The 19216-nt window shown below is 68.3% G+C and carries 13 protein-coding genes; 3 read left to right on the plus strand and 10 right to left on the minus strand.

The window, feature by feature from the left end; translation table 11 throughout:
- Positions 1 to 165: 165 nt before the first annotated feature.
- Together galU and ACSQ3D_RS20750 are read right to left on the minus strand one after the other, a co-directional pair.
- On the minus strand, positions 166 to 1053 hold the full coding sequence (gene galU / locus ACSQ3D_RS20745; RefSeq protein WP_056412904.1) for a UTP--glucose-1-phosphate uridylyltransferase GalU: 888 nt from the start codon (positions 1051 to 1053) through the stop codon (positions 166 to 168).
- A 96-nt stretch (positions 1054 to 1149) separates the two neighbouring features.
- Positions 1150 to 4047 (minus strand): valine--tRNA ligase, encoded by a 2898-nt coding sequence (locus tag ACSQ3D_RS20750; RefSeq protein ID WP_436128154.1) that lies wholly within the window; start codon positions 4045 to 4047, stop codon positions 1150 to 1152.
- 364 nt (positions 4048 to 4411) lie between these two features.
- On the opposite strand from ACSQ3D_RS20750, the gene ACSQ3D_RS20755 reads away from it, so the two are divergent.
- The gene (locus ACSQ3D_RS20755; RefSeq protein ID WP_436128155.1) at positions 4412 to 6268 is read left to right on the plus strand and encodes a M48 family metalloprotease; all 1857 of its coding nucleotides are present in this window, start codon (positions 4412 to 4414) and stop codon (positions 6266 to 6268) included.
- Positions 6269 to 6516: 248 nt separating this feature from the next.
- Here ACSQ3D_RS20755 and ACSQ3D_RS20760 read toward each other — a convergent pair whose 3' ends face one another.
- Positions 6517 to 7137 carry a VOC family protein gene (locus ACSQ3D_RS20760; RefSeq protein ID WP_056167046.1) on the minus strand — a complete coding sequence of 207 codons (621 nt, stop codon included), beginning with the start codon at positions 7135 to 7137 and terminating at the stop codon, positions 6517 to 6519.
- 344 nt (positions 7138 to 7481) lie between these two features.
- Between ACSQ3D_RS20760 and ACSQ3D_RS20765 the strand changes: the two genes are divergently transcribed.
- Complete coding sequence (locus tag ACSQ3D_RS20765; RefSeq protein ID WP_436128156.1) at positions 7482 to 9203, plus strand: ATP-binding cassette domain-containing protein; 1722 nt, start codon at positions 7482 to 7484, stop codon at positions 9201 to 9203.
- Positions 9204 to 9335: 132 nt separating this feature from the next.
- On the opposite strand, the gene ACSQ3D_RS20770 is transcribed toward ACSQ3D_RS20765, so the two are convergent.
- The 7 genes from ACSQ3D_RS20770 to hemC form a co-directional block, all read right to left on the minus strand.
- Positions 9336 to 9914, minus strand: a complete 579-nt coding sequence (locus ACSQ3D_RS20770) for a YceI family protein (RefSeq protein ID WP_056412915.1) — start codon at positions 9912 to 9914, stop codon at positions 9336 to 9338.
- Between the two features lie 203 nt (positions 9915 to 10117).
- Entirely contained in the window at positions 10118 to 10693 is a 576-nt protein-coding gene (locus ACSQ3D_RS20775; protein ID WP_056412918.1) for a YceI family protein, read from the minus strand.
- 165 nt (positions 10694 to 10858) lie between these two features.
- On the minus strand, positions 10859 to 11440 hold the full coding sequence (locus tag ACSQ3D_RS20780; protein WP_056412921.1) for a cytochrome b: 582 nt from the start codon (positions 11438 to 11440) through the stop codon (positions 10859 to 10861).
- A 386-nt stretch (positions 11441 to 11826) separates the two neighbouring features.
- Positions 11827 to 13104 (minus strand): heme biosynthesis HemY N-terminal domain-containing protein, encoded by a 1278-nt coding sequence (locus ACSQ3D_RS20785; RefSeq protein ID WP_436128157.1) that lies wholly within the window; start codon positions 13102 to 13104, stop codon positions 11827 to 11829.
- A 160-nt stretch (positions 13105 to 13264) separates the two neighbouring features.
- Positions 13265 to 14380, minus strand: a complete 1116-nt coding sequence (locus tag ACSQ3D_RS20790; RefSeq protein ID WP_436128158.1) for a uroporphyrinogen-III C-methyltransferase — start codon at positions 14378 to 14380, stop codon at positions 13265 to 13267.
- Complete coding sequence (locus ACSQ3D_RS20795; RefSeq protein ID WP_436128159.1) at positions 14377 to 15198, minus strand: uroporphyrinogen-III synthase; 822 nt, start codon at positions 15196 to 15198, stop codon at positions 14377 to 14379. Before ACSQ3D_RS20795 ends, ACSQ3D_RS20790 begins: the two co-directional genes overlap by 4 nt.
- Positions 15199 to 15210: 12 nt before the next feature.
- Positions 15211 to 16176, minus strand: a complete 966-nt coding sequence (hemC, locus tag ACSQ3D_RS20800) for a hydroxymethylbilane synthase (RefSeq protein ID WP_436128203.1) — start codon at positions 16174 to 16176, stop codon at positions 15211 to 15213.
- Between the two features lie 197 nt (positions 16177 to 16373).
- Between hemC and ppc the strand changes: the two genes are divergently transcribed.
- Positions 16374 to 19163, plus strand: coding sequence for a phosphoenolpyruvate carboxylase (ppc, locus tag ACSQ3D_RS20805; RefSeq protein ID WP_436128160.1), 2790 nt, complete (start codon positions 16374 to 16376; stop codon positions 19161 to 19163).
- Positions 19164 to 19216: the final 53 nt, after the last annotated feature.

Raw genomic sequence — 19216 nt, forward strand, 5'->3', positions numbered from 1 at the left:
TCGCGGCGCGGGCCAGGCGCGGCGCCCGGCTTCGACAGGCTCAGCCCGAACGGGCAGGGGTGATGGTGCGCCGGTGGGCGATCTCTGATCCCCGAGTCCTGATCCCTGGAGCCCGATCCCTGGAGAACGATCCTCGGGGCCTGATCCCCGCGGTCGCGCTTACGCTTACAGCTCCAGCGCCTTCAGGTATTCACGGAAGTGCGCACCCACCTGCGGGTGGCGCAGCGCCAGTTCCACCGTGGCTTCCAGAAAGCCTTCCTTGCTGCCGCAGTCATAACGCTTGCCCTGGTACTGGAACGCGTACACGGCCTCGTTCTGCATCAGGCGGGCGATGCCGTCGGTGAGCTGGATCTCGCCGCCCACTCCGCGTGGCTGGTTGCGGATCTCGTCGAACACGCCGGGCGTGAGGATGTAGCGGCCGGCCACGCCCATGCGCGACGGGGCCACGTCGGCCTTGGGCTTTTCGACGATGCGCTCGATGCGGATCAGCGGGCCCCCGGCGGATTCACCGGCCACGATGCCGTACTTGTGCACCTGGTCTTCCGGCACTTCCTGCACGGCGATGACCGAGCGGCCCTGCTGGCGAAAAGCCGTGGCCATCTGCGCCAGCACGGGCTGGCCGCCCTGGGGGCCGACCATCAGGTCGTCGGCCAGCAGCACGGCAAAGGGCTCCTTGCCCACCAGCGGTTCGGCGCACAGCACGGCGTGGCCCAGGCCCAGCGAGCGGGGCTGGCGCACGAAGGCGCAGTCCATGTCGTCGGGCTGGATGGAGCGCACCAAGTCCAGCAGTTCCTTCTTGCCGGCGGCTTCGAGTTCGGCTTCCAGCTCGTACGCGGTGTCGAAGTGGTCTTCGATGGCGCGCTTGCTGCGGCCCGTGACGAAGATCATGTGGCGGATGCCGGCCGCATAGGCTTCTTCCACCGCGTACTGGATCAGCGGCTTGTCGACCACGGGCAGCATCTCTTTCGGAGATGCCTTGGTGGCGGGCAGAAAACGGGTGCCCAGGCCAGCAACGGGGAACACGGCTTTGCGGACGGTGGTGGCAACGGTCATGGAGAAGGTTCCTTCGGGGATGTGAAGCAGTGAAATCGGGTGGTGGGGGGCGCCGCCAGGGCGGGCCCTCCAGCCCGAAGAGTATGGCGTCGGTGGTCAGCCCAGTCGTGTCAGTTGATCGCGCAACCGGCCCAGCGTGGCGCCGAAGTCGGCGATGCGCTTCTTTTCCTGGTCGATCACCGCAGGGGGGGCCTTGGCCACGAACGCTTCGTTGGAGAGCTTGTTGTGGGCCTTGGCGACCTCGCCCTCGATGCGGGCGATTTCCTTGGACAGACGGGCCTTCTCGGCCGCCACGTCGATCTCCATGTACAGGCACATGCGGGCATCGCCCACCACAGCCACGGGCGCGGCCTGCGCGGCGGCGGCCCAGGCGGCTTCGTCGTCGAACACCTTGACCTCGCTGAGCTTGGCCAGCGCCTGCAGCACCGGCGCCACGCCGCGCATGAACTCGGTGTCGCCCACCACGAACATGGGCAGGCGGGTCGACGGCGAGACGCTCATCTCGCCACGCAGGGCGCGGCAGGCGTCCACGAGGCCCTTCACGCGGCCCATGTGGGCGATGGAGGCCTCATCGATCTTGGCGGGTTGGGCCTCAGGGTAGCGGGCGATGCTGACCGACTCGCCGGGGATACCGGCCACGGGCGCCACCACTTGCCACAGGGCTTCGGTGATGAACGGGATGATCGGGTGGGCCAGGCGCAGGATGGCTTCCAGCGTGCGGATCAGCGTGCGGCGCGTGGCGCGCTGCTCGGCCTCGGTGCCGTTCTGGATCTGCACCTTGGCGATCTCCAGGTACCAGTCGCAGTATTCGTTCCAGACAAAGTCGTAGATCGTGTTGGCCACGTTGTCCAGGCGGTACTCGGCAAAACCCTTGGCCACCTCGGCCTCGGTCTTTTGCAGCAGCGACGTGATCCAGCGGTCGGCCTGGCTGAAGTGCATGTAGCCGTGGGCGGGGCCGCCGGGCTGGCATTCTTCCTTGGTGTGCTCTTTCAGGCCGCAGTCCTGGCCTTCGCAGTTCATCAGCACGAAGCGGCTGGCGTTCCAGAGCTTGTTGCAGAAGTTGCGGTAGCCCTCGCAGCGCTTGCTGTCGAAGTTGATGCTGCGCCCCAGGCTGGCCAGCGCCGCAAAGGTAAAGCGCAGCGCATCGGCGCCGTAGGCCGGGATGCCCTCGGGGAATTCCTTTTGCGTGTTCTTGCGCACGGTGGGTGCGGTCTCGGGCTTGCGCAGGCCGGTGGTGCGCTTGTCCAGCAGCGGGTCGAGCGCAATGCCGTCGATCAGGTCCACCGGGTCGAGCACGTTGCCTTCGGACTTGCTCATCTTCTTGCCCTGCGCGTCGCGCACCAGGCCGTGGATGTACACATGCTTGAACGGCACGCGGCCGGTGAAGTGCGTGGTCATCATGATCATCCGGGCGACCCAGAAGAAGATGATGTCGTAGCCCGTCACCAGCACGGTGCTGGGCAGGTACAGGTTGAAGTCGTCGGTGGGTGCGTCGCCTTGTTCAGGCCAGCCCATGGTGCTGAAAGGCACGAGCGCGGACGAGTACCAGGTGTCGAGCACGTCCTCGTCGCGGCGCAGCGTCTTGCCGGGCGCCTTGGCCTGCGCCTCGGCTTCGCTCCGGGCCACGATCACGGTGCCGTCCTCGTCGTACCACGCCGGGATCTGGTGGCCCCACCACAGCTGGCGGCTGATGCACCAGTCCTGGATGTTGTTCATCCACTGGTTGTAGGTGTTGACCCAGTTCTCGGGCACGAACGTCACCTCGCCCGTGGCCACCGCGTCGATGGCCTTTTGCGCGATGCTCTTGCCCGTGGGGTCCTGCTCGGACACCTTGCTCATGGCCACGAACCACTGGTCGGTCAGCATGGGCTCGATGACCTGGCCGGTGCGGGTGCAGATGGGCACCATGAGCTTGTGCTTCTTCACCTCGACCAGCGCGCCGAGGGCTTCGAGGTCCGCCACCACGGCCTTGCGGGCCACGAAGCGGTCCATGCCCTGGTATTTGGCCGGGGCGTTCTCGTTGATGGTGGCCTGCAGCGTCAGCACCACGATCATGGGCAGCTTGTGGCGCTGGCCCACGGCGTAGTCGTTCTGGTCGTGCGCGGGGGTGACCTTGACCACGCCCGTGCCGAATTCCTTGTCCACGTAGTCGTCGGCGATCACCGGGATCTGGCGGTCGCACAGCGGCAGGTTCACCATCTTGCCGATGAGGTGGGTGTAACGCGCGTCCTCCGGGTGCACCATCAGGGCCACGTCGCCCAGCATGGTCTCGGGGCGGGTGGTGGCCACCGTCAGGCTGCCCGAGCCATCGGCCAGCGGGTAGGCAATGTGCCACAGCGAGCCGTCTTTTTCTTCGCTCTCGACTTCCAGGTCGGACACGGCGGACTGCAGCTTCGGGTCCCAGTTCACCAGGCGCTTGCCGCGGTAGATCAGGCCCTGTTCGTACAGCTTTACGAAGGTGTCTGTCACCACCGTGGAGAGCTTGTCGTCCATGGTGAAGTATTCACGGCTCCAGTCCACGCTGTCGCCCATGCGGCGCATCTGCGTGGTGATGGTGTTGCCCGACTTTTCCTTCCATTCCCACACCTTGCTCACGAAGTTCTTGCGCGCCTCGGGCGGGGTCGGGCCCATGTCGTAGCGGCTGATGCCTTGTTCCTGCAGCTGGCGCTCCACCACGATCTGCGTGGCGATGCCCGCGTGGTCGGTGCCCGGCACCCACGCCGTGTTGAAGCCACGCATGCGGTGGTAGCGCGTCAGGCTGTCCATGATCGTCTGGTTGAACGCATGGCCCATGTGCAGCGTGCCCGTCACGTTGGGCGGCGGCAGCTGGATGGAGAACGCGGGCTCGCCCGCCTGGGCGGCGCCGGTGCCCCGGAAGCCCGCTACGCCGTAGCCACGGCGCTCCCATTCGGGGCCCCAGTGGGCTTCCAGGGCGGCAGGTTCAAAAGACTTGGACAGGCTGTCGAGGCCGGTTTGTTGCAGGGGCGAGCTCATGGGGTATGGGGCGGTGGGACCCGGCGGCCACGCTGTGCGGCGCCGGGTCGGACAAGATGGACCGGGCATTTTACGGGAGCGCAGCCACTGCCCCGGCGCCGTGGGGCTGCGGGCTGTCCGACCGTTCATCCAGCGTTTCTATCCAATTGTTACCTTGTGCCTGCACCTGCAGCCACAGCGGTGCCGATAATCGCCGCCCATGGAGCGAGGGAAGGCCGCAGTGAAGCAGGCCGGGCTCCATGCAAGAGAGCACGCGCGTGCTCTTCGGATCACTACATACAACACGGTGGACTACCGGCCAGAAAGGCGGCGCGCAAAAGCGCCGGTTTCGGGCATTGGGCCGCCATAACACACGTCCGAACCCATGACAGCAGTTCCATCTTCTTTCCGCACGGCCCTGGCCAAGGTCTTCGTGTACGCGCTGCTCGCGCTGTTCCTGGTGCCGGCGGGGACGTACTTCTTCAGCGGCTACGCGCAGCGCGACCAGGACGCGGGTTTCGTGGCCGGCATCAGCCAGCGCATCGACGCCGAAAAGGGCATGCCCGCGGCCGAGAAGCAGGCGCGCAAGGACTACTACCGCCTGAACCCGCCGTCCACCATCTGCGGCAGCACCGACCCCGAGGCGCAGGACTACCGCGCGGCGCTGTGCGAGCGGTACTCGGACGTCTGGCAGTTCAACATGGCGCGCAAGGTGTCGTTCTGGACCCTGGTGGCCAGTGCCCTGCTGCTGGTGAGCGTGCTGGGCCTGGGCGCGCTGGCCTTTGCCGACCGCACGCTGCAGTACAGCAGCTTCGTCACCGGCTGGCGCCTGACCACCTGGGCCAGTGCGGCGGCGCTGGTCGTGCAGGGGGCCATGGCGGTCTGGCTGTCTTTCTGGGTCACTGCCTTTTTCTTTCACAAGTACTCGCCCAAGCTCATCATCGTCGTCGGCCTGGCCGTGGCGGCCGGTGTGTTCGTGGCGGTGGCGGGCATCTTCAAGCGGGTGCATTCCGAAAGCCGCGCCGTGGGCGAGCTGGTGTCCGAAGAAGATGCGCCCCTGCTGTGGAAGCGCATCCGCCACATGGCCGAGCGCCTGAAGACCGAGCCGCCGCAGCACATCGTGGCCGGCATCGACGCCAACTTCTTCGTCACCGAGGCTCCGCTGGCGGTGGGTGACAAGCTCCTGACGGGCCGCACGCTGTTCGTCAGCCTGCCGCTGCTGCGCATCCTCGACCAGTCCGAAGCCGACGCGGTCTTCGGCCATGAACTGGCCCACCTGCGCGGTGGCGACACCAAAAGCAGCGCCCTGCTGGGCCCCAAGCTCGTGCAGTACGACCACTACCGCCACGCGATGCGCACCGGCGGGCTCACCGCCATCGTCTCGCCCGTGCTCGACCTGTACCGCATGATCTTCGAGATCGCGCTCGCCCGCGACAGCCGCGAGCGCGAGTTCAAGGCCGACCGCATCGCCGCCAAGCTCATCACCCCCGCGGCGATCGCGCAGTCGCTCGTCAAGATCGCGGCGTACGCGCAGTACCGCCACAAGATCGAGGACGAACTCTTCGGCCGCAACGAGCGGCACGACCAGGCCACGCTGGGTATTGCCAGCTTCGTGGCCCAGGGCCTCGCGCCGTACGCTGCGTCGGACGACTTCCTGGCCGCGATGAAGACCGCCAACGTGCCCCACCCCTACGACTCGCACCCCGCCATGCCCGAGCGGCTGCGCAATGTGGGCATGGCCGTGAAGGAGCAGGACTGGGGCAGCATCGCCGTGCGCGTGCCTGCGGCCACCTGGGTGCAGCAGATACTCACGGCCGACGCCATCGAGCAGCGCCTGTGGAGCGACTACGAGCAGCAGTTCGCGCAAGACCACGAGCGCAGCCTGGCCTACCGCTACGAGCCGGCCAATGACGCAGAGCGCGCCGTGGTGCTGAAGTACTTCCCGCCGGTGGTGTTCCAGCTCAAGGGTGATGACACCGTGGAGATCAGCATCGACGGCATCCGCACCAGCGCCGACGAGACCACCGTGTTCTGGGACGCGGTGAAGGCGCTGGAGTACAAGGAAAGCAGCTTCGGCAATGCGCTCATCGTGACCCACCCCGACAAGGGCGCGCTGGGCACGGCCAAGACCACGAAGATCAAGCTCGGCGGCCTGGCCAAGCAAAAGGACGAGTTCAACGCCGCGGTGGGCCATTACTGGCAGCGGCACCAGATCATGCGGGCGCACCAGCAGGGCGGCTGAGGCACCAGGGAGCGCCTGCGGGAGCACTCATTGCCGGTTGGGAGGCGTGCTGTTGGACGCCTGGGGATGTGCTGGCGAGCGCGGGCTGTGAGTGCAACTCGTGCTTTGTCTGTAGCCGCCAGCGCCCGGCCTGCGCCAGGTGTCGGCTTCTTGCTACTTTTTTTATAGCTGCTGGCGCTTTTCTATCAAGCGGTGGAGCACTTTTTCATCACGAGCGAGTGCCAGCCGGGCGCCCCCGGGCCACCGCATCAGCCTTGTGCGTACTCCGGCCGGTCGTTCTGCTGCGGCTTCAGGGGCTGGGCCGCCTTGCCTTCGGCGCGCTCCTTGCGCCACTGCTCCTTGCGCGCCGTCCACTCCTTCAGGCGCGCATGCGCCACCGTGCTGTCCTTTTCCATGGCTTCTTCATTGGCCAGCTGGGCCGACAGCTCCAGGCGGATGCCGTTGGGGTCGAAGAAGTAGATGCTCTTGAAGATGTGGTGGTCCGTCACGCCCAGCACCTCGATGCCGTGGGCCTGCAGGCGCTGCTTGGTGTTCTCCAGCTCTTCGATGGTGTTCACGCGGAAGGCGATGTGGTTGACCCACAGCGGCGTGTTGGGCGAAGGCTCGGCCTTCACGTCGTCGCCCAGGTCGAAGAAGGCGATGAACGAGCCGTCCTTCAGGCGAAAGAAGAAGTGCGTGTACGGGCAGTACTCGCCGGTGCTGGGCACGTGGTCGCTCTGGATGATGTGGTACAGCGGCAGGCCCAGGATGTCTTCGTAGAAGTGGCGCGTTTCCTCGGCGTCGCGCGCCTTGTAGGCGTAGTGGTGCAGTTGCTGGATGGCAGCGGGCGCGGGCAGGGTGGCCAGGTCGGGCTTCAAGACGGCATTCATGCGGTGTCTCCTCAGATGGATGGTTGTAATTCTACTATTCGTAATCAATTTACGTTAAGTTAATTTTTAGGGGCGACGAGTTTGCGGTACAGTCCGCATCCGTCCATTGCCACCCACCGAGGCCCGACTCCCATGCGCCTGTAAGCCTCTTCAAGCCGTTCCCCCGCTTGCCTTTGCGAAGGCCAGGGGGCTCTCTGTCTTGTCTGGAGTGCTTTGGCATGGCGACACCTTCACGGGGCGCATCCGCCCCCGGCAGCCGCAGCGCTGCCGCATCCACCCTCAGTAGCCGCAGCGCTGCCGCAGCTTCGGCTGCTCATCCTTCGTCGGATTCCCCTTCCTCTGCCGTGTCCGCGGCTTCTGGTGACGGTGGGGCGCCGTCCCCATCGCCGCATCCGCGTGCGGGCGCCAGCGTGCTGCAGTTTCACGACGTCACCTGGGGCCCGCCCGGCGGGCATGCGCTGTGGGCACGCCCCCTGACCGTGGCCGTGGGCCGCGGCGTGACGGGCATCGTAGGTGCCAATGGCAGTGGCAAGAGCGTCTTCCTTCAGTTGGCGGCGCGTGCGCTGCAGCCGGCCAGCGGCGTGGTGCTGGGCCAGCCCCCGGTGCATGCGGTGGCGCAGGAGGTGGACGCCGCGCCGCAGGCCACAGTGGCAGACATCGCCGGCCTGGGGCCGGTGCTGGGCGCGCTGGCGCGGCTCGCGGCCGGGGAGGGGTCTGCCGACGATGTGCTGGCGGTCGATGGGCGGTGGGACCTGCCCGCGCGCTGGCAACAGGCGCTGCAGGCACTGGGCCTGGCCCACCTGCAACCGGGACACGAGGCCCGGCAACTGAGCGGCGGCGAACGCATGCGCGTGGCGCTGGCGGGCGCTTTCTTGTCGGATGCGGACCTGCTGGTGCTGGACGAGCCCACCAACCACCTGGACCGCCCCGCCCGCCGCTGGTTGATGGAGTCGCTCGGCCAGTGGCCCGGCAGCGTACTCGTGGCCAGCCACGACCGCGAGCTGCTGGGGGCGGTGGGCAGCATCTTGGAGCTGTCTCCGGCCGGGCTGCAGCGCTATGGCGGCAACTGGGCCCTGTACCAGGCGCAGCGCCAGGCCGAAGCCGCAGCCGCCCAGGCGGACCTGGACCACGCGCGCACCGAGCGCGAGCGGGGCCTGCGCACGCTGCAGCGGGACCACGATGCACAACTGCGCCGCGCAGCCCGTGGCCGCGAAGTGGGGCGCACGGCCAACCAGGCGTCCGTATTGCTGGACCGCCAGAAGAACAACGCCCAGGCCCACGCCGGCCGCGAGCACGAGCGCCAGCAGCAGGAGCGGCTGCGCCTGAACGACGCGGTGCGCGAGGCGGCATCGCGGCTTCCCGCGCAGGCATCGGCCACGCTGGTGCTGCCGCAAAGCGCTGTGCCGGCGGGCAGGCAGGTGCTGGCGTTCGAACAGGTGGTGGTGCCCCATGTCGCACCCGGCCAGCCGCCGCTGGATGGCGTGTGGAGCGGGCCGGTGCGCATCGCGGTCACGGGGCCCAACGGCTGCGGCAAGAGCAGCCTGCTGCGGCTGATCGCGGGGCCGGGCGAGGTTGCGCGCGACATGTCGGGCGACGTCTCGGGCAACATGTCTGGGGGCCGCGTGCTGCGCAGCGTGCGGGCCGCCTGGCTGGACCAGCACAACACCGACATGCTGCCGCCCGGGCGCAGCGTGCTCGATCAACTGCAGGCGCTGGGCTCGCCCTTGCCCGAGGCTGCGCTCCGCACGCACCTGGCGCAGATGGGGCTGGGGGCGGACAAGGTGCGGCAGTCTTCAGGGCAGCTCAGCGGTGGGGAACGCATCAAGGCCGCGCTGGCCTGCGCGCTGTGGGCGGGCGAGCCGGCGCAGATGCTGCTGCTCGACGAGCCCACGAACCACCTGGACATGGCCGCCGTGGACGCCCTGCAGTCTGCGCTGCAGGCCTTCACCGGCGCCTGGATCGTGGTGTCCCACGACCATGCCTTTTTGCGTGCCCTGCAGCCGGATGTGGTGTGGGCGTGGCGGCACCAGGGCTGGGATCTGGATGCGTCGCTGGACACAGCCTGAGCGCACACCGGGCAGCTTGCGCCCCAGATGCCCACGGTGGCGCCCAGGAAAAAAGCCACCCGCTGCGCTGACGCTGCGGGTGGCTTCTGGGCCAAGACGCCAGCGGCGCCTTGGGGGCAGTGACGACCGTGATTACTGCTTCACGGCTTCGATCTGGACCACGAGGCGCACGTTCTTGGGGAAGCCCCATTCCACGCCGTAATTCATGCCCCACTGGGTGCGGTCGATGGTGGTCTCGAAGTCGCCGCCGCACACTTCGCGCTTGAGCATCGGGCTGTCGTAGCAGTTGAACTGCGTGGCCTTCAACGTCACGGGGGCGGTCTTGCCCAGCAGCGTGAGCTGGCCGGTCACTTCGCTGACCTTGTCGCCGTTGAAGGTGAACTTGTCCGACACGAACTTGATGGTGGGGTGCTTGGCCGCATCGAACAGGTCAGGGCTTTGCAGGTGCTTGTCGAACGGAGGCGTGCCCGAGTTCACCGAGGTGGTGTCGATGGTGATGTCCACCTTGCCGGTCTTGGCTGCGCGGTCGAACTCCACCGTGCCTTGCTTCTTGTCGAAGCGGGCGCGGTTCGTGGTCGTGCCGAAGTGGCCGATCTCGAACGTCACGAAGGTGTGCGTCGGGTCGATGGCGTAGTTGGCGGCCTGGGCGGCGCCAGCGGTCAGGGTGGTGGCAGCAGCCACGGCCAGCAGGGAGAACAGGGACTTGCGCATGCGAAAACTCCTTAAAAGGAAAGGTTCAGGGACGAAGGAACACGAAAAAGTTTGAGTTGTCAGCCCAGGCCCGAAACAGGCATGGCCGAGGCCAGCGCTCCCGCGCAAGGGCCGCCCCGCCGCGCTGGGAGCGTCCCCCTCCCGCATTGCGCAGCAATGCGAGAGAGAGAGGAAGGCGCGGAGCGACTCAGGGGGCGCTTCATTCAGATCTTGCCCACGCCGGTGAGAGCGAGCTTGAACTTCACGGTCACGTCGTCGGCCACCATCGAGGTGTCGGCCCACTCGTTCTCGCCGATCTTGAACGCCAGGCGCTTGATGGGCAGGGTGCCGGTGGCCGTGGTGGTGGGGCCGCTTTGCGTGAGCGTCACGGGCACGACCACGTTCTGGGCATTGCCCTTGATGGTGAGCTTGCCGGCCACTTCGAACTTGCCGCCGCCCAGCGCCTTGATGGCGGTGGACTCGAACTGCGCCTGCGGGAACTTGGCCACGTTGAACCAGACGGGCTTGGGCAGCTCGGCATCGGTTTCCTTGGAGCCCAGCGTGGCGCTGCCGGTGTCCACGGTGAGCGCGATCTTGCTGGTGGCCAGCTTGGCGGGGTCGAACGCCACCTGGGCGCTGAACTTCTTGAAATGCCCATCCAGCGGCACACCCATCTGGCGCGCGGTGAACTGCACCTCGCTCTGGGCGGGCACAAGCTGTTGCTGGGCCATGGCAGCCTGGGCGCTCACGACGAAGGCGGCGCCCAGCACGATGCGGGAGAAGGCGGAAGACAAGTTCATTCGGAAACTCCGATCAAAGATTGTTGGAAAAGAGAGCAGTGCCGAGATGTGCCACTGAGGTATGACTGGGGCGAGCACTCGCCAGCGCACCCGTGGATCCGGCTTTGCCGGTCCACCGGGTGCGTCCCCCTTCGAGGGAAGACGCGAAGCGGCTCAGGGGGGCCTTCATCCTCCACCAGGCAGCATGCGTCGGAGCAGGCCATCGCGGTCGATGATCTGGTGCTTGAGCGCTGCCGCCACATGCAGCACCACCAGGCCCGCCATCGCGAACGCGGTGTACTGGTGCCACGGCTTGATGGCCTCGGCCAGCTCCTTGCTCACCGGCACGAAGTCGGGGAGCTGCCACAGGCCCAGGAAGACGATGGGAAAGCCCGCCGCAGAGCTGTACGCCCAGCCGATCAGCGGCACGGCGAAGAACAGCAGGTACAGCAGGTGGTGCGTGCCGTGGTGCGCCAGTTTTTGCCACCGCGGCATGGCGTTGTCGACAGCGGCAGGCAATGCTGGGGGGCGGTGCGTCAAGCGCCACAGCAGGCGCAGCACCGACAGCACGAGGATGGTCACGCCCGCCCACTTGTGCCAGTTGTAGAACTTGAGCCGCTGGGGCGAGAACGGCAGGCCGGTCATGTACAGGCCGAAGCCGAACAGTCCGATCAGCGCCAGACCCAGCACCCAGTGCAGGAGGATGGCGGTGCGCGTGTAGCGGCGTGGTGGTGCTGCGGCAGCAGGGGCTTGGGCGGTTGCAGTCATCAAAAAGGTGGCTCAGGAATGTGGGCGCCGGCGCGCTGCAGCGGGTGCTGGTGCGCGTCCGGTGATAGGGCAGTGTAGGAAGCCAGGGGCAGGCCCGGCTTCAGGCAGATTGACCACTCAGTTCAAAAAAAATGAATTGAGGGGGCCTGAGCAATCAAAGTTCCCCAATGCTTGGGGTAACCCTGTGCGGTCAGGGGGCATCGGGTGAGGCGATGGATGAAGAGCGCCCGGGGTCTGGCCGGACCGCGCCGGTCGGACTGTGAAGCGGCGGCATGGCGGCAGGTCGCTCTGTCATGCAGCGCGTCCTGGCGGCTCTTTCAAACGGCGTGCTCGGGCAGCTAGCTCAAGCCGCCGGTGCGCGGGTGCGCGGGTTGCGCGGCGCAGGGTTACCGGCCCAGCGCGGCTTTCTTCCACGCCTCGGCCGCGACGGCATCGTCGCCCCGCTGCTCGGCGAGTTCGGCCAGATGCCGCCACGCACTGGCGCGCAGGCCGGCGTCGGCCAGCTGCTGCGCGGCCTGCGTGAGCAACTGCTGGGACTTGCCCCACAGTTGCCGCTTGAGGCAGGCCATGCCGGCCAGGTACTGCAGCCGCGCGTCGCGCGGGTTCGCCTGGTGGGCGGATTCGATGCGGGCCAGCCAGGGCGCGTCCAGTGCATCCAGGCCCGCTTCGAGTGCCCGCACCAGCTTCAGCGCATGGTGCTCTGCCAGTGCGTCGGGCAGGCCGACCATGCGCTCCCACACCGGCAGCAGCCAGGCGCGCACCTGCGTGGCGTCACCACCCAGTGATGCGAGGCGCTGCGCGGCCTGAATCGCCAGCTCGGGCATGTTGCGTTCGGACGATTCCAGCGACAGCCAGATCTGCTGCAGCTGCGCGGTGTCGTGCGCGCTGTGGATGAGCTCAGTGGCCAGGCCGCGCACGATGCTCTGTGCCGCGCTGGGCGAGAAAGCGCGGTGCTTGCCCAGCAGGCGCGCGGTGTCGAGTGCCTCTTGCGTCTGCCGTGCCAGGCGCGTGGCCTTGAGCTTGATGCGCAGGGCCAGCGTGCGACGCGCCGCGCCCTGGGGCAGGGCGGCCAGGCGTTCGAGCGCTGCGCTCGGGTCGCGGTCGTCCAGCGACCAGCGGGCGGCGCGCATCTGCGTGCCTTCGCGCATTTCCTGCTCGTTGACGGTGCCGCGGGCCGGGGCCTCCTGCAGCGCGTCCTGCAGATGGCTTTCGCGCGTCGCGCGGTCTTGCAGGGCATGCGATGCCTCGGCCGCAATCATGTGCGCCAGGGCGCGCAGCTGGCCGCCGTGCGGCACGCCTTCGCCGGAGGCGGCCAGCGCGCTCTCTTGCGACAGCGCCGCCACCGCCGCCTTGCGCGAGCGGATGAAACGGCCGCCCAGCATGTGGGTCAGCGCATCGAGCAAGGCCGCGTGCATGGCGCGCTCCTTTTGTTGCACGCGCCAGCGGCGCGCCTGGTGCGGCAGCTCCAGCAGCGCAGCGAGGGCACGCAGCGCGGCGTAGACGGTGACGAACCCGCCCACCAGCAGCAGCACCACCATGTTCAGCGACAGGTCGATGCGGTAAGGCGGCCAGTACAGGGTGACAGTGCCCTGGTTGTTGCCCGCGAACAGCGCAGCCGCCACGGCCACGCCAAACAATGCTAAAAGCCAAAGTGCTGCGCGCATTTCAATATTGCTCAGTGATCCGCTGCACTGCGCGCCTGCCCGTGAAACTGGCGCGGCCAGAGGCGAGTGCCACCGTGGAACTGGCTTCGCCAGGCCACCGGTGGCGTCCCCCTCCCGCAGGAGAGGGGGAAGGCGCGAAGCGACTCAGGGGGTGATTCATTTACCTTCCGGCTGCTGCGGTGGCCAGGGCGGACAAGGTTTCGTCCAGCCGCGGCTGCTCGGCCGCCTTCATGCTGGCCTGCGCGGTCTGCAGCGTGCTGGCCGCGTTCTGGGTGCGCCGCGATGCGGGGTCGAAGTACTTGTTCAAGGCCACGGTGGCGGCGGTCAGGTCGGCGCGGGCCGATTCGAACTGCCGCGCGAGCACGCCCAGCCGCGCATTGAGCAGCTTGAGTTTGAGGTTCTCGCGCAGGAAAAAGGTCTGCTCGGGCGCCAGCAAGATCGCCTCGGGCTGGTCGATACGGCTCACGCGCACCAGGCCCCGGGCTTCGTCGCGCACCACTTCCCAACTGCGCTGCAGGGTGGCTTGCCACCACGCCATGCCCTCGGTGGGGGCGGGCGGGCTGCCGACAGCGGCCGGGCCGGTGGACAGGCGCTTGGTCGACGCTGCCTGCGCCACCGCGTTCAGCACGGGCAGCTCGTCCACCTGGCGCACCAGGTCGTCCAGGCGGGCCAGCAGGCCGGCGGTGTCGGTGACGGCCGCACGGGTCAGGCGGTCCAGGTCACGGCCGATGGCGCGCTGCACGGGGGCCAGGCGGGGTTGCGCTGCGCGCTCGATGCGCTGGTTGGCGCTCTTGAGGGCGGCCACCAGCGGCTCCAGGCTGCCAGTGAGCTGGGCCTGCTGCTGGGCTAGGCGGATAGCGGACTCGATGTCCACCACCAGGTTTTCATCGCGCGACCGCGACAGGCTTTGCATGAGCTCTTCGAGCTGGCTGCGCTGCAGGGCCACTTCGCTCACGCGCGCCTCGGCCACCGACAGGCGGGCGGCGGTGTCGCGCACCAGTTCTTCGGCTTGGCGGGCCATGGTGCGGGCCTCGATGGCCTGCGCGCCGGAGTCGGCGGACTGCCGGGCCAGTTGTTCCTGGATGGCGCTCAGGCGTTGCCACAACAGGCCGCTGCTGATCAGCGCGGCGGCGGCCACCGTGCCGAGCAGCAGCGTCACGGCGCCGCCGCGGCCTGTGGCGGCGGGTGCCGGTGCAGGTACGGGGATGGCCGCCGGTGCGGCCACGGGCGCGCCGGCGTGGGCTGGAGGCAGGTCGTGGGAAGGCGCGGAACTCATGCGCCCGATTCTATCGACGCCACCACGTCGGCCAGCGCTGGCCGGCATTCCCGCACCGTGCCAAAGCCCACTGCGTGGGCCGCCTGGGCGATGCGAGGGTGGGTGGTCAGCGCCTGCGCCGCCGCCCAGGTTTGGCCCGGCAGCGCCTGTGCCAAGTGGGCCACGGCCTCGGAGCTGCTCAGCAGCCACACCGAACCGTCCTGCGCGGCCTGTTGCGCCAGCGCCATCTCCATCGCATTGAAAGTGGGCGCGCCGCGTTGGTATGCCACCACAAAGTCCACCTGCCCACCGGCGGCGGTGATCTGCTGCGCGAGCCAGTCGCGCCCCGTGCCCTGCGCCGACTCGTGCGCGCCGTCGGGCGTAGCCGAGCGTCCGCGCACGATGAGCACACGGTCGCCCGGGCCGATCTGGCCGTGCACCTGTTGCCACAGCGATTCGGAGTCGAACTGCGCGGCATCGGGCGCCGGGCCGTCGATCTGGCCAGGTGGCACGCCCGCCTGCACCAGCGCGGCAGCTGTGCCCGGGCCCGGTGCCCATGCTCTTGTTTTGATAGCTGATAGCGCTTGCTTATAAAGCGGTAGGGGCTGTTTTGATTCAAAAAAGTAGGTGGCGGCATTGCCGCTCACGAACATCAGCGCGCGGTAGCCCGCCAGCCGTGCGTGCGCCTGCGCCAGGGCCTGCTGGGCTGCGGGGTCGGTGCAGGGGCCGATGCCGATCAACGGCAGTGCGACGGCATCAAGGCCGTGCGCCGAAAGCTGATCGACCCAGTGCGCGGCCTCGCGGGCCGGCCGCGTGACGATCACCCGGGGCAGGGGCATGGCCGCCTCGGCTCAGTCTTGTGGGCGGAACGCGGGGTCCACGCCGCGCGCGCCGCCAGCGCGCAGGCGCTCGGCCACCGCGGTGCCCAGTGCTTCTGCTTGAACCAGCGTGGCCACGGGCCCGTGGGCCTGTGCGCGCACCAGCGGGGCCTGGCCGTCCGGGTCGCCCCAGGCAGCGTCGATGTGCAGCACGCCGCCGCTCAGCGTGCCGTGCGCCGCCAGCGGCATGGAGCAGCTGCCGCCCATCGCACGGCTGACCGCGCGTTCGGCCGCCACGGTGAGCCAGGTGGCCTGGTGCGCCAGCGGTGCCAGCGCGTCCACCAGGTCCTGCCGCTCGCCGCGCACCTCGATGCCCAGCGCGCCCTGGCCCGCTGCGGGCAGCATGGTGTCGGGGTCGAACGCGGTGCGGATGCGGGACTCGAGCCCCAGGCGCTTCAAGCCTGCGGCCGCCAGCACGATGCCGTCGTACTGGCCTTCGTCCAGCTTGCGCAGGCGGGTGTCGAGGTTGCCGCGCAGCGGCTCGATTTTCAGGTCCGGCCGCAGGGCCTGCAGCAGCACCTGGCGGCGCAGGCTGGAGGTGCCCACCACCGCGCCCTGGGGCAGATCGGCGAGCGACGCATAGCGGGGCGAGACGAAGGCGTCGCGCGGGTCTTCGCGTTCCATCACGCAGGCCAGCACGAAGCCTTCGGGCAGCTCCATGGGCACGTCTTTCAGCGAGTGCACGGCGATGTGCGCGCGGCCTTCTTCCAGCGCCACTTCCAGCTCCTTCACGAACAGGCCCTTGCCGCCCACCTTGGACAGCGAGCGGTCCAGGATCTGGTCGCCCTTGGTGGTCATGCCCAGCAGCTCCACCGTGTGGCCCTGCGCGCGCAGCAGGGCTTGCACATGCTCGGCCTGCCACAGCGCCAGGCGGCTCTCGCGCGTGGCGATCACGATGGACAGCGGCGGGGTTGCCGCGGGGCTGTGCCCTTGCGACAAGCGAGACTCCTGGGGGGGCAGCGACCCGGTCGGCGAGGCGTGGGGGGCGTCTTTGGGGGTGCTCAAGTTCGTAACCTGTTTGTAATCTTTCAGGGGCGGGCGATGCTAGCATGCGCCCGCACCGGGGCTGTGGTGTGGCCTGGCGCAGACCGGGCGGGCGGCCCCCGGCCATCCCATCCATTCCCGGAGACACCTGCATGAAACGATCCGACAAGGACCAGCCCCTGATCGACGACATCCGCCTGCTCGGCCGCATCCTGGGCGACGTGATCCGCGACCAGGAAGGCGTGGCCGCCTATGAGCTGGTCGAGCAGGTGCGCAAGCTCTCCGTGGCCTTCCGGCGCGATGCCGACCAGGAGGCCGACCGGGCGCTCAAGAAGCTGCTCAAGTCGCTGTCGGGCGACCAGACGGTGAGCGTGATCCGCGCCTTCACCTACTTCAGCCACCTGGCCAACCTGGCCGAGGACCGCCACCACATCCGCCGCCGCGCCGTGCACGAGCGCGCCGGCGACACGCAGGAGGGCAGCATCGAGGTCGCCCTGTCGCGCCTTCGCTGGGCCGGCATCGCGCCCAAGACCATCTCGCAGACGCTGGCGGGCAGCTACGTGGCGCCCGTGCTCACCGCCCACCCCACCGAAGTGCAGCGCAAGAGCATTCTGGATGCCGAGCGCGACATCGCCCAGCTGCTCGCCACGCGCGACGACATCCAGGTGCGCGCCCAGCTGTACAACACCGCCAAGGACGCGCTCACCCCGCGCGAGTTGGCCGCCAACGAAGCCCAGCTGCGCGCCCGCGTGGCCCAGCTGTGGCAGACGCGCCTGCTGCGCTACAGCAAGCTCACCGTGGCCGACGAGATCGAGAACGCGCTGTCGTACTACGAAGCCACCTTTCTGCGCGAGATCCCCAAGATCTATGCCGACCTGGAAGCCGAGCTGGGCCAGTACCCCGTGCACAGCTTCCTGCGCATGGGCCAGTGGATCGGCGGCGACCGCGACGGCAACCCCAACGTCACCGCGCAGACCCTGCAGTACGCCCTGGGCCGCCAGGCCGAGGTGGCGCTGCGCCACTACCTGACCGAGGTGCACTACCTGGGCGGCGAGTTGTCGCTGTCGGCACGCCTGGTGCAGGTGTCGGCCGAGATGGAGGCGCTGGCTGCGCGCTCGCCCGACACCAACGAGCACCGGGTGGACGAGCCGTACCGCCGGGCGCTGACGGGCGTCTATGCGCGCCTGGCCGCTTCGCTCAAGGAGCTGACCGGCGGCGAGGCGGCGCGCCATGCGGTCGCCCCGCAGAACCCGTACGTGAGTGCCGAGGCCTTTTTGGCCGACCTGCGCGTGATCGAGGCGTCGCTCAAGTCCCACCACGGCGAAGCCCTGGCCGCCGAGCGCCTGCACCCGCTGATCCGCGCGGTGCAGGTCTTCGGCTTTCACCTGGCCACGGTGGACCTGCGCCAAAGCTCCGACAAGCACGAAGAAGTGGTGGCCGAGCTGCTGTCCACGGCACGCATCGAGACCGCGTATTCCACGCTGTCCGAGACCGACAAGCGCGCGCTGCTGCTGCGCCTGCTTAACGACGCGCGCCCGCTGCGTGTGGTGGGCGCCAGCTACTCGGACCATGCCCGGGGTGAGCTCGCCATCTTCGAAGCGGCCCTGGCCATGCGCCAGCGCTACGGCCACCAGGCCATTCGCCACTACATCATCAGCCACACCGAAACGGTGAGCGACCTGCTGGAGGTGCTGCTGCTGCAAAAGGAAGTGGGGCTGATGCGCGGCACGCTGGACGGCGACGCCCGCAACGACCTCATCGTCGTGCCGCTGTTCGAGACCATCGAAGACCTGCGCAATGCCGCGCCCATCATGCGCGAGTTCTATGCCCTGCCGGGTGTGGCAGGCCTGGTGCACCGAAGCGGCAGCGAGCAGGACATCATGCTCGGCTACAGCGACAGCAACAAGGACGGCGGCATCTTCACCAGCAACTGGGAGTTGTACCGCGCCGAGATCGCGCTGGTGGAGCTGTTCGACGAACTGGCCACCAGCCACGGCATCCAGCTGCGCATGTTCCACGGCCGCGGCGGCACCGTGGGCCGCGGCGGCGGCCCGAGCTACCAGGCCATCCTGGCCCAGCCCCCCGGCACCGTGCGCGGCCAGATCCGCCTGACGGAGCAGGGCGAAGTCATCGCCTCCAAGTACGCCAACCCCGAGATCGGCCGGCGCAACCTGGAGACCCTGGTCGCCGCCACGCTCGAAGCCACGCTGCTGCAGCCCACCAAGCCTGCGACCAAGGCGTTCCTCGATGCCGCAGCGCAGCTGTCGCTGGCGAGCATGGGCAGCTACCGCGCACTGGTGTACGAGACGCCCGGCTTCACCGAATACTTCTTCAACTCCACCCCCATCCGCGAGATCGCCGAGCTCAACATCGGCTCGCGCCCCGCGAGCCGCAAGGCCAGCCAGAAGATCGAAGACCTGCGCGCCATCCCCTGGGGCTTCAGCTGGGGCCAGTGCCGCCTCACGCTGCCCGGATGGTTCGGCTTCGGTTCCGCGGTCGATGCCTTCGTCAACGCCGAAGGCAAGGACTCCAAGAGCCAGCTGGCACTGCTGCAAAAGATGTACCGCCAGTGGCCGTTCTTCCGCACCTTGCTGTCCAACATGGACATGGTGCTCGCCAAAAGCGACCTGGCCCTGGCCTCACGCTACAGCGAACTGGTGACCGACGCGCGGCTGCGCAAGAAGGTCTTCACCGCCATCGAAGCCGAATGGCTGCGCACGGCAGAGGCCCTGACCCGCATCACCGGCGACAAGCACCGCCTGATGCACAACGCGGCGCTGGCCCGGTCCATCAAGCACCGGTTTCCGTACATCGACCCGCTGCACCATTTGCAGGTCGAACTCGTGCGCCGCTGGCGCGCGGGGCAGGGGGATGAGCGGGTGCAGACCGGGATTCACATCTCCATCAACGGGATTGCGGCGGGGTTGCGCAATACCGGCTGACGAGGGCCGGGAAGGGGCGCGGCTGCGCCTGCATGTGGCGTATGGCGTATGGC

Source organism: Acidovorax sp. LjRoot117 (assembly GCF_964252695.1).
Classification (GTDB): domain Bacteria; phylum Pseudomonadota; class Gammaproteobacteria; order Burkholderiales; family Burkholderiaceae_C; genus Acidovorax.